General features: G+C 23.9%; 12 protein-coding genes. 6 read left to right on the forward strand and 6 right to left on the reverse strand.

All coding sequences use genetic code 11. From position 1 onward, the window contains the following. Positions 1 to 90: 90 nt before the first annotated feature. The 4 genes from U880_RS0101625 to U880_RS0101640 all read right to left on the reverse strand — a co-directional run bounded on the left by U880_RS0101625 (position 91) and on the right by U880_RS0101640 (position 1944). Positions 91 to 606: a chromosome replication/partitioning protein gene (locus U880_RS0101625; protein WP_024654506.1), complete on the reverse strand. Its 516-nt coding sequence runs from the start codon at positions 604 to 606 to the stop codon at positions 91 to 93. Between the two features lie 74 nt (positions 607 to 680). After that, positions 681 to 1442: a ParA family protein gene (locus U880_RS0101630; protein ID WP_024654507.1), complete on the reverse strand. Its 762-nt coding sequence runs from the start codon at positions 1440 to 1442 to the stop codon at positions 681 to 683. Continuing rightward, positions 1439 to 1711, reverse strand: a complete 273-nt coding sequence (locus U880_RS0101635) for a hypothetical protein (RefSeq protein WP_024654508.1) — start codon at positions 1709 to 1711, stop codon at positions 1439 to 1441. Before U880_RS0101635 ends, U880_RS0101630 begins: the two co-directional genes overlap by 4 nt. A 20-nt stretch (positions 1712 to 1731) precedes the next feature. Beyond that, positions 1732 to 1944, reverse strand: coding sequence for a hypothetical protein (locus tag U880_RS0101640; protein ID WP_014683070.1), 213 nt, complete (start codon positions 1942 to 1944; stop codon positions 1732 to 1734). 233 nt (positions 1945 to 2177) lie between these two features. Between U880_RS0101640 and U880_RS0101645 the strand changes: the two genes are divergently transcribed. Next, a complete protein-coding gene (locus U880_RS0101645; protein ID WP_024654509.1) occupies positions 2178 to 2702 on the forward strand; it encodes a plasmid maintenance protein in 525 nt (174 codons plus the stop codon). 1402 nt (positions 2703 to 4104) lie between these two features. Here the strand turns inward: U880_RS0101645 and U880_RS0101655 are convergent. Further along, positions 4105 to 4752: a hypothetical protein gene (locus tag U880_RS0101655; protein WP_024654510.1), complete on the reverse strand. Its 648-nt coding sequence runs from the start codon at positions 4750 to 4752 to the stop codon at positions 4105 to 4107. Between the two features lie 780 nt (positions 4753 to 5532). On the opposite strand from U880_RS0101655, the gene U880_RS0101660 reads away from it, so the two are divergent. Continuing rightward, a complete protein-coding gene (locus tag U880_RS0101660) occupies positions 5533 to 6180 on the forward strand; it encodes a hypothetical protein (protein ID WP_024654510.1) in 648 nt (215 codons plus the stop codon). Positions 6181 to 7582: 1402 nt separating this feature from the next. Here U880_RS0101660 and U880_RS0101670 read toward each other — a convergent pair. Continuing rightward, positions 7583 to 8107 (reverse strand): plasmid maintenance protein, encoded by a 525-nt coding sequence (locus U880_RS0101670; RefSeq protein WP_024654509.1) that lies wholly within the window; start codon positions 8105 to 8107, stop codon positions 7583 to 7585. A 233-nt stretch (positions 8108 to 8340) separates the two neighbouring features. On the opposite strand from U880_RS0101670, the gene U880_RS0101675 reads away from it, so the two are divergent. The 4 genes from U880_RS0101675 to U880_RS0101690 all read left to right on the forward strand — a co-directional run bounded on the left by U880_RS0101675 (position 8341) and on the right by U880_RS0101690 (position 10194). Then, the gene (locus U880_RS0101675; RefSeq protein WP_014683070.1) at positions 8341 to 8553 is read left to right on the forward strand and encodes a hypothetical protein; all 213 of its coding nucleotides are present in this window, start codon (positions 8341 to 8343) and stop codon (positions 8551 to 8553) included. Between the two features lie 20 nt (positions 8554 to 8573). Continuing rightward, the gene (locus tag U880_RS0101680) at positions 8574 to 8846 is read left to right on the forward strand and encodes a hypothetical protein (RefSeq protein WP_024654508.1); all 273 of its coding nucleotides are present in this window, start codon (positions 8574 to 8576) and stop codon (positions 8844 to 8846) included. Then, positions 8843 to 9604 carry a ParA family protein gene (locus U880_RS0101685; protein WP_024654507.1) on the forward strand — a complete coding sequence of 254 codons (762 nt, stop codon included), beginning with the start codon at positions 8843 to 8845 and terminating at the stop codon, positions 9602 to 9604. The genes U880_RS0101680 and U880_RS0101685 overlap by 4 nt, the downstream gene beginning before the upstream one ends. 74 nt (positions 9605 to 9678) lie before the next feature. After that, positions 9679 to 10194: a chromosome replication/partitioning protein gene (locus U880_RS0101690; RefSeq protein ID WP_024654506.1), complete on the forward strand. Its 516-nt coding sequence runs from the start codon at positions 9679 to 9681 to the stop codon at positions 10192 to 10194. Positions 10195 to 10284 lie beyond the last annotated feature (90 nt).

Below are 10284 nucleotides of genomic sequence, written 5' to 3' on the forward strand. Positions count from 1 at the left end.
AAATAAACTATACCCCCCACTTGACATCATTAACTAACATTATATTTATTTATACATATTTATACAATATATAATCTACTTCTACAAATACTATACTATAAACGATTCCCAATTATCCAACAAACATTTAAGTAAAAATTTTTCAAGCTTTTGTTTATTTTTTATAAGAACTAATTGTTTCTCTTTATCTTTTAAATTAAATTTAACAACAACAGGTTTACAATATGAAGAATCTCTCTTAACTCTTATGTCATTAATAATTTTATTTAAAGAACTTTGCATAATATCTTGCTCACTTATACTCTCTCTTTCCAAATAAGCCCCTATCTTGACATACCTATATATCATAGTTCTACTAAATTTATAATCCAAACAAAACTCATAAAAATTATCATACCCATCAAATTTGTATAACTTATTTTTCTTTATTTCATATAAAGCTTTAGACAATTCCACTTTATTAACAGCTTCCTCTAAGGTCCGAGCTCTAATTTCCTCTTTAAGTTGCCTATATCGCAAAATAGCTCTTTCTTTATCAGAACTATCCTCAACCTGAGTTACACTTCCTACCCTACTTTTAATAGTATCAAGTATATCTAATTTCATTTCTGTTTCCTAAATATAAATATTTGTAAACTGGTTTACAAATATTTATATTTTACAAATTATCTTACAAATATTTACATATTATAGACACCTTCAATAACTTCAGCAACTCTTACATACTCATTATAATATCTTTCACCTTTCTGAGGTTCCAATCTATAAGTAATCATTTTTTGAATAGCAGCACTTCTATGAATCTTAATTGGAACATATTCTTTATAAAGCTGCTGCAAACTATAAAAAAATTCTTTTTTTATTTTTCTATTCTCTTCATAAAGAGTCTGAATAACATAATAATTTTTAAAATCCTGTTTTTGATAAGCATTAATAATTTCCTGCATTTTACTTTTCAAAATTTCATAACTCTCAATTGCCCAAAGTTCTGCAGGCAGAGGAATAACAACCTTAGTAGCAATCATCAAAGAATTAATAAGCTCTTTATTAACCGATGGAGGGGTATCAATCAATATATAATCATATTCTTCAAAATAAGGTGTTAAAATCGTTTTCAATTTATACTCTTGTCCAATAATATTTTCTCCTGAAAACTGAGAAAGTTTAATATGAGATGGAGCAAAATGCAAATCATCTGTTATTTTGTGAACAATACTCATAAAAGATTTTTTAGATTTTAATACTTCATAAATATTATATTCTCTTATATCAATTTTGTTTTCAAAATAAGGAAGAAAATAAGAAGTAACGCTAGCTTGAGAGTCAATATCTATAAGCAAGGTTTTATATTTTTTAGAAGATAAAATATAACCTAGCATTATTGCCGTTATACTTTTACCAACGCCACCCTTAATTGAAGAGATAGCTATAATATCCCTCATTCTTTTATACCTCTAGAGTCCAAACACTTAAATCTTTTATCATAAAAAAGTTTATCTAAATTATCTTCAGAAACTAAGAGCTCTTCAGACAAAGAATTCACAACTCCGATATCCTTTGCCTTAATTGAGATATTAAGTTTTTTAATCTTATTTTTTATTGTAAAATAAGAAATATTATTAATATTAGCCAAAAAAAGAGGAGTATAATATTTTTTACCTTCACATTCAATAAAAAAATTTTTCAAATGCATTTTCATTCTTTCTGTCAAACTTTATTACCCTCTTAGAATTATTTTTTTAATTTACTTTTAATAAAATTTTGGGCCTCTTCACTCAAAAGTAATTCTCTTTTTTTAAAAAATAAATCTTTAGAAGAAATTATACCTTCTATTTTATTTTTTTTTATATATCTTGACAAATAAGAAGAATCACTATAACCCATTTCCTTTGAAAATTCTTTCAAATTTTTTAAAGAATTTAAAAAATTTAATGTAATACGCACAAACTTCCATCCTCCTAAATAAACTTTCATCAATCATTAAATATCTCAAACAAATATAACTTAATTAATACATATATTATATACCATTACCATCATTTTGTAAATGAAATTGACAAAATGATCATTTTAGTATATAAATTATATTAGAGTTGATTTTGTTTTTTTATCAAAATCAGAGATAAAAAAGACCTAAAAACAAAGGTCTTAAACAAACTGAAATAAAGGATAAATCGATGAAAAATTTAAATTTCTTTTTATATAATAACAGCAACCTCAAGAAAAATCAAGTTAGACTAATTAAGCTAATTTCTGTATTAAAATATTTAAACAAAAACAGATTAGGATATAACCAACAAGATATACTTAATTTAACTAACTTTTTCTTAAGAAAAGAAGGTTATGCTGTAATCAAAATGAAAACACTACAAAAAGACTTAGGCTTTATGAAAAAGCATCATATAATCAAAGCCTATATTATACGGCTTGGTGAATATAGAGGTTCAAAGATAAAATATATACCTAAAAAAAATGCATATCGAATATTAGGACAAGTACTTGATGCAACAGAAGAATTATTAGAAAAAACATTTAACATTATATACAAATTAAGCAAAGAAGAAAAAGTAAAAAACAAAACTGAGTTAAAAAATAGCACAAAAAATAGTAGTGTATATAATACTATATATAATAATATAAATAATATTAAGAAAAAGATGAAAATAAAACAACAAAGACACCAGCCCAACAAAAAAACGTAAAAAAAAAGCAAAAAACTGAAAAAAAACTGAAAAAATGAGTAAAAAAAAGCAAAAAACCAAGAAAATCATATTCAGAAAAAAAGAGATTTTTTTGAGAAATGAGAAATTAAGAGACAAATAGAAAAAAGCAACAATAATTTTATTATAAACAGCAAGCATTTTTATAATTAGTTAGAATAAAAAATTTTTAAAAAAATTTCACGGAAGATTTAGATACAAAGAACGCAATTATTTTAGGATAAGAGTTGTAACCAGGCGCCCGGCCAGAAGCCTTTATTTTGCTCTACAATAAAGGAAATTTAAAAAAATGAGGAAATAATACACCTTCACAAATTTTGCCTTTAAAATGCAAAATAGAGGGTATAAATATTTTATGATTATGGCAAATAATAAACTTATTGTTTTAAACAAAGGAAGCTATTTCTTAGGTTTATAACTAAACATAAAAAATAGCATTATGTTCAACAAAATTTTTAAATATTTTATAGGGAGAATGTTTCAATCGAAGTTGCTTCAGGGAAGAGCGTACACACAAAAGGAAGAACTTATCTCCTATCAATCCAAATCCAACTATTCAAACCAGCGAATAAATAGCATTATACAGCAATGCAACTTTTTTTCCAGTATTAATTTTTTTAGGAAATCAAATATCAAATTAATGAGCTTCAAGGAGCAAGAATGCACACAAATGAGGATATATATATTAAAAAATCACGAAATAATATATTGCAAACCATAAAACAAAAAAATAAAAAAGAAAACCCCTTGGGGAAGGGGATTATTTAAAAGAATGTATGGTATGAAGTAAATATTGATAATAAATTCTTTTAATTTTAAAAAAGGAGAATATTTAATAACTAATTATTAGTTCAAAAAAACAACCATTTCAAGTTTTTTTGCAATATTCCTAATATTTTTATTCCAAATGCGTATATCAATAACATTTGATATAAAGAGGTGACGTAAAAGGTTACAAATTATAAAATATGTTAATATGTTAATGATTTTGAATTTTATTGTTATCAAATATAATTTGATAACAATAAAACAAATAATATAATAAGAGAATATCATTGAAAGGAATGATATATATTTATCTCATAGTAATAGAAAAGAAAGTCCCTACTCCTATGTCTTGTTTTGGAGAGGATTGATAGGAGTGTTGGGGACTGTTGATAGAATGCTTTCTACCGTATTTATATCTGTTTATAATATTATTTTATTTTTTTAATTTTGTAAATATTTTTAAAAAATTTTATTATATAAAAACAAAACTTTAAATTCATGTAATGTGAAATAAAAAGTCGAGCAAAAAAGTATAAAGAAATTATCAGATGCTAATATTAAAGAATTATAAGAAGAATAATTAACAATTATGTATTTATACTAAATAAAGTTATAATTATTTTCTTATATTAAATGAACGATCAAAATTTTTTATTGCTCTTAAAAGTTTGATGTGACCCAATTGGATAGAAGAAATTTTTCTTTTCTGATTTTTAAAGTGTAATTTTCGGTTTATTTTTTTATTTAATTCTTGCATTTCTTGAATTTCTAAAGAGCTTGGCTCATAATCGATCCATTTTTTATCAATCCATCCTTTTTCCCACTCATAATAACTTTCGTTATAGCTAGTACCATTAGATTCATCAAAATGTCTTGACAGAGCAGATATTATTTTGGCACTGTAATGAAGCATTTTATCTGTTTCTGTATTAGATATAAATTCATCATAATCGTAAGTTTTTCCTGTTTGCATATTAACGATATCAACAATTAACTTAAAGGTGTTTATACAATTAAGAGCAATATTACCAAAAGGAAGATCTGGATTACTTAGTGATTTAATATTAACCTTATATTTATTTTTCAGACTTTTAGGTATTTTAAAGAAGTCAACAATAAATCCATTGACTTTAGATTTATAATTTGCCTCATATTGCGAATTTTCAAAAAAGGTTTCTTTAATACCTTTTGTTATATGTTTGTCATAATTTAATATTACAGGCAGCTTACTTTTTTGAGCATTATTTTGTTTAATATTTTCCATCTCATATCCTCAGAAATCAAAAATTCTTTCTTTTATCTTGATGTCATACATTATTATAATACATATTAAATAAGAATGAATATAAATAGCTAATATTTTCTAATATTTTTGGTAAATTTTTAATAAAAAATTAAGTATCTATTTTATGGCATAATTATCTTTAAGTTGACATTGTTTTTTTACTAGTTTGTGATACATTTAATTTATCTTTAACCTTTAACCATTTATAAGAAGCTTTGAGCGAGCAATTCTCTCAAGGCTTCTTATTGCTATTATTATTGTCTATTACCCTGATTTATCAGAGATATGTTAAGGATATATAAGATAAAAGTTTATTTATTATCAAATAATTATTGTTGATTGATCAATAAAACTTATACCCTAAAGTCCTATGTTTAAATTTTTAGTAAAAAATATAATTTTTCATATATCTCAAAGTAAAGAACTAACTTAAAATTAGACAACAAATTTTTATTTCTTGATAAATCAGGGTAATAGACAATAATAATAGCAATAAGAAGCCTTGAGAGAATTGCTCGCTCAAAGCTTCTTATAAATGGTTAAAGGTTAAAGATAAATTAAATGTATCACAAACTAGTAAAAAAACAATGTCAACTTAAAGATAATTATGCCATAAAATAGATACTTAATTTTTTATTAAAAATTTACCAAAAATATTAGAAAATATTAGCTATTTATATTCATTCTTATTTAATATGTATTATAATAATGTATGACATCAAGATAAAAGAAAGAATTTTTGATTTCTGAGGATATGAGATGGAAAATATTAAACAAAATAATGCTCAAAAAAGTAAGCTGCCTGTAATATTAAATTATGACAAACATATAACAAAAGGTATTAAAGAAACCTTTTTTGAAAATTCGCAATATGAGGCAAATTATAAATCTAAAGTCAATGGATTTATTGTTGACTTCTTTAAAATACCTAAAAGTCTGAAAAATAAATATAAGGTTAATATTAAATCACTAAGTAATCCAGATCTTCCTTTTGGTAATATTGCTCTTAATTGTATAAACACCTTTAAGTTAATTGTTGATATCGTTAATATGCAAACAGGAAAAACTTACGATTATGATGAATTTATATCTAATACAGAAACAGATAAAATGCTTCATTACAGTGCCAAAATAATATCTGCTCTGTCAAGACATTTTGATGAATCTAATGGTACTAGCTATAACGAAAGTTATTATGAGTGGGAAAAAGGATGGATTGATAAAAAATGGATCGATTATGAGCCAAGCTCTTTAGAAATTCAAGAAATGCAAGAATTAAATAAAAAAATAAACCGAAAATTACACTTTAAAAATCAGAAAAGAAAAATTTCTTCTATCCAATTGGGTCACATCAAACTTTTAAGAGCAATAAAAAATTTTGATCGTTCATTTAATATAAGAAAATAATTATAACTTTATTTAGTATAAATACATAATTGTTAATTATTCTTCTTATAATTCTTTAATATTAGCATCTGATAATTTCTTTATACTTTTTTGCTCGACTTTTTATTTCACATTACATGAATTTAAAGTTTTGTTTTTATATAATAAAATTTTTTAAAAATATTTACAAAATTAAAAAAATAAAATAATATTATAAACAGATATAAATACGGTAGAAAGCATTCTATCAACAGTCCCCAACACTCCTATCAATCCTCTCCAAAACAAGACATAGGAGTAGGGACTTTCTTTTCTATTACTATGAGATAAATATATATCATTCCTTTCAATGATATTCTCTTATTATATTATTTGTTTTATTGTTATCAAATTATATTTGATAACAATAAAATTCAAAATCATTAACATATTAACATATTTTATAATTTGTAACCTTTTACGTCACCTCTTTATATCAAATGTTATTGATATACGCATTTGGAATAAAAATATTAGGAATATTGCAAAAAAACTTGAAATGGTTGTTTTTTTGAACTAATAATTAGTTATTAAATATTCTCCTTTTTTAAAATTAAAAGAATTTATTATCAATATTTACTTCATACCATACATTCTTTTAAATAATCCCCTTCCCCAAGGGGTTTTCTTTTTTATTTTTTTGTTTTATGGTTTGCAATATATTATTTCGTGATTTTTTAATATATATATCCTCATTTGTGTGCATTCTTGCTCCTTGAAGCTCATTAATTTGATATTTGATTTCCTAAAAAAATTAATACTGGAAAAAAAGTTGCATTGCTGTATAATGCTATTTATTCGCTGGTTTGAATAGTTGGATTTGGATTGATAGGAGATAAGTTCTTCCTTTTGTGTGTACGCTCTTCCCTGAAGCAACTTCGATTGAAACATTCTCCCTATAAAATATTTAAAAATTTTGTTGAACATAATGCTATTTTTTATGTTTAGTTATAAACCTAAGAAATAGCTTCCTTTGTTTAAAACAATAAGTTTATTATTTGCCATAATCATAAAATATTTATACCCTCTATTTTGCATTTTAAAGGCAAAATTTGTGAAGGTGTATTATTTCCTCATTTTTTTAAATTTCCTTTATTGTAGAGCAAAATAAAGGCTTCTGGCCGGGCGCCTGGTTACAACTCTTATCCTAAAATAATTGCGTTCTTTGTATCTAAATCTTCCGTGAAATTTTTTTAAAAATTTTTTATTCTAACTAATTATAAAAATGCTTGCTGTTTATAATAAAATTATTGTTGCTTTTTTCTATTTGTCTCTTAATTTCTCATTTCTCAAAAAAATCTCTTTTTTTCTGAATATGATTTTCTTGGTTTTTTGCTTTTTTTTACTCATTTTTTCAGTTTTTTTTCAGTTTTTTGCTTTTTTTTTACGTTTTTTTGTTGGGCTGGTGTCTTTGTTGTTTTATTTTCATCTTTTTCTTAATATTATTTATATTATTATATATAGTATTATATACACTACTATTTTTTGTGCTATTTTTTAACTCAGTTTTGTTTTTTACTTTTTCTTCTTTGCTTAATTTGTATATAATGTTAAATGTTTTTTCTAATAATTCTTCTGTTGCATCAAGTACTTGTCCTAATATTCGATATGCATTTTTTTTAGGTATATATTTTATCTTTGAACCTCTATATTCACCAAGCCGTATAATATAGGCTTTGATTATATGATGCTTTTTCATAAAGCCTAAGTCTTTTTGTAGTGTTTTCATTTTGATTACAGCATAACCTTCTTTTCTTAAGAAAAAGTTAGTTAAATTAAGTATATCTTGTTGGTTATATCCTAATCTGTTTTTGTTTAAATATTTTAATACAGAAATTAGCTTAATTAGTCTAACTTGATTTTTCTTGAGGTTGCTGTTATTATATAAAAAGAAATTTAAATTTTTCATCGATTTATCCTTTATTTCAGTTTGTTTAAGACCTTTGTTTTTAGGTCTTTTTTATCTCTGATTTTGATAAAAAAACAAAATCAACTCTAATATAATTTATATACTAAAATGATCATTTTGTCAATTTCATTTACAAAATGATGGTAATGGTATATAATATATGTATTAATTAAGTTATATTTGTTTGAGATATTTAATGATTGATGAAAGTTTATTTAGGAGGATGGAAGTTTGTGCGTATTACATTAAATTTTTTAAATTCTTTAAAAAATTTGAAAGAATTTTCAAAGGAAATGGGTTATAGTGATTCTTCTTATTTGTCAAGATATATAAAAAAAAATAAAATAGAAGGTATAATTTCTTCTAAAGATTTATTTTTTAAAAAAAGAGAATTACTTTTGAGTGAAGAGGCCCAAAATTTTATTAAAAGTAAATTAAAAAAATAATTCTAAGAGGGTAATAAAGTTTGACAGAAAGAATGAAAATGCATTTGAAAAATTTTTTTATTGAATGTGAAGGTAAAAAATATTATACTCCTCTTTTTTTGGCTAATATTAATAATATTTCTTATTTTACAATAAAAAATAAGATTAAAAAACTTAATATCTCAATTAAGGCAAAGGATATCGGAGTTGTGAATTCTTTGTCTGAAGAGCTCTTAGTTTCTGAAGATAATTTAGATAAACTTTTTTATGATAAAAGATTTAAGTGTTTGGACTCTAGAGGTATAAAAGAATGAGGGATATTATAGCTATCTCTTCAATTAAGGGTGGCGTTGGTAAAAGTATAACGGCAATAATGCTAGGTTATATTTTATCTTCTAAAAAATATAAAACCTTGCTTATAGATATTGACTCTCAAGCTAGCGTTACTTCTTATTTTCTTCCTTATTTTGAAAACAAAATTGATATAAGAGAATATAATATTTATGAAGTATTAAAATCTAAAAAATCTTTTATGAGTATTGTTCACAAAATAACAGATGATTTGCATTTTGCTCCATCTCATATTAAACTTTCTCAGTTTTCAGGAGAAAATATTATTGGACAAGAGTATAAATTGAAAACGATTTTAACACCTTATTTTGAAGAATATGATTATATATTGATTGATACCCCTCCATCGGTTAATAAAGAGCTTATTAATTCTTTGATGATTGCTACTAAGGTTGTTATTCCTCTGCCTGCAGAACTTTGGGCAATTGAGAGTTATGAAATTTTGAAAAGTAAAATGCAGGAAATTATTAATGCTTATCAAAAACAGGATTTTAAAAATTATTATGTTATTCAGACTCTTTATGAAGAGAATAGAAAAATAAAAAAAGAATTTTTTTATAGTTTGCAGCAGCTTTATAAAGAATATGTTCCAATTAAGATTCATAGAAGTGCTGCTATTCAAAAAATGATTACTTATAGATTGGAACCTCAGAAAGGTGAAAGATATTATAATGAGTATGTAAGAGTTGCTGAAGTTATTGAAGGTGTCTATAATATGTAAATATTTGTAAGATAATTTGTAAAATATAAATATTTGTAAACCAGTTTACAAATATTTATATTTAGGAAACAGAAATGAAATTAGATATACTTGATACTATTAAAAGTAGGGTAGGAAGTGTAACTCAGGTTGAGGATAGTTCTGATAAAGAAAGAGCTATTTTGCGATATAGGCAACTTAAAGAGGAAATTAGAGCTCGGACCTTAGAGGAAGCTGTTAATAAAGTGGAATTGTCTAAAGCTTTATATGAAATAAAGAAAAATAAGTTATACAAATTTGATGGGTATGATAATTTTTATGAGTTTTGTTTGGATTATAAATTTAGTAGAACTATGATATATAGGTATGTCAAGATAGGGGCTTATTTGGAAAGAGAGAGTATAAGTGAGCAAGATATTATGCAAAGTTCTTTAAATAAAATTATTAATGACATAAGAGTTAAGAGAGATTCTTCATATTGTAAACCTGTTGTTGTTAAATTTAATTTAAAAGATAAAGAGAAACAATTAGTTCTTATAAAAAATAAACAAAAGCTTGAAAAATTTTTACTTAAATGTTTGTTGGATAATTGGGAATCGTTTATAGTATAGTATTTGTAGAAGTAGATTATATATTGTATAAATATGTATAAATAAATATAATGTTAGTTAATGATGTCAAGTGGGGGGTATAGTTTATTT

Source organism: Borrelia hispanica CRI, assembly GCF_000500065.1.
In the GTDB taxonomy this organism is placed as follows: Bacteria; Spirochaetota; Spirochaetia; order Borreliales; family Borreliaceae; genus Borrelia; species Borrelia hispanica.

Excerpts from the sequence above, each read along its gene's own strand:
- U880_RS0101660 (WP_024654510.1), top strand. The coding sequence starts at position 5,533 with ATGGAAAATATTAAACAAAATAATGCTCAAAAAAGTAAGCTGCCTGTA.
- U880_RS0101685 (WP_024654507.1), top strand. The coding sequence starts at position 8,843 with ATGAGGGATATTATAGCTATCTCTTCAATTAAGGGTGGCGTTGGTAAA.
- U880_RS0101655 (WP_024654510.1), bottom strand. The coding sequence starts at position 4,752 with ATGGAAAATATTAAACAAAATAATGCTCAAAAAAGTAAGCTGCCTGTA.
- U880_RS0101625 (WP_024654506.1), bottom strand. The coding sequence starts at position 606 with ATGAAATTAGATATACTTGATACTATTAAAAGTAGGGTAGGAAGTGTA.
- U880_RS0101630 (WP_024654507.1), bottom strand. The coding sequence starts at position 1,442 with ATGAGGGATATTATAGCTATCTCTTCAATTAAGGGTGGCGTTGGTAAA.
- U880_RS0101645 (WP_024654509.1), top strand. The coding sequence starts at position 2,178 with ATGAAAAATTTAAATTTCTTTTTATATAATAACAGCAACCTCAAGAAA.
- U880_RS0101690 (WP_024654506.1), top strand. The coding sequence starts at position 9,679 with ATGAAATTAGATATACTTGATACTATTAAAAGTAGGGTAGGAAGTGTA.
- U880_RS0101670 (WP_024654509.1), bottom strand. The coding sequence starts at position 8,107 with ATGAAAAATTTAAATTTCTTTTTATATAATAACAGCAACCTCAAGAAA.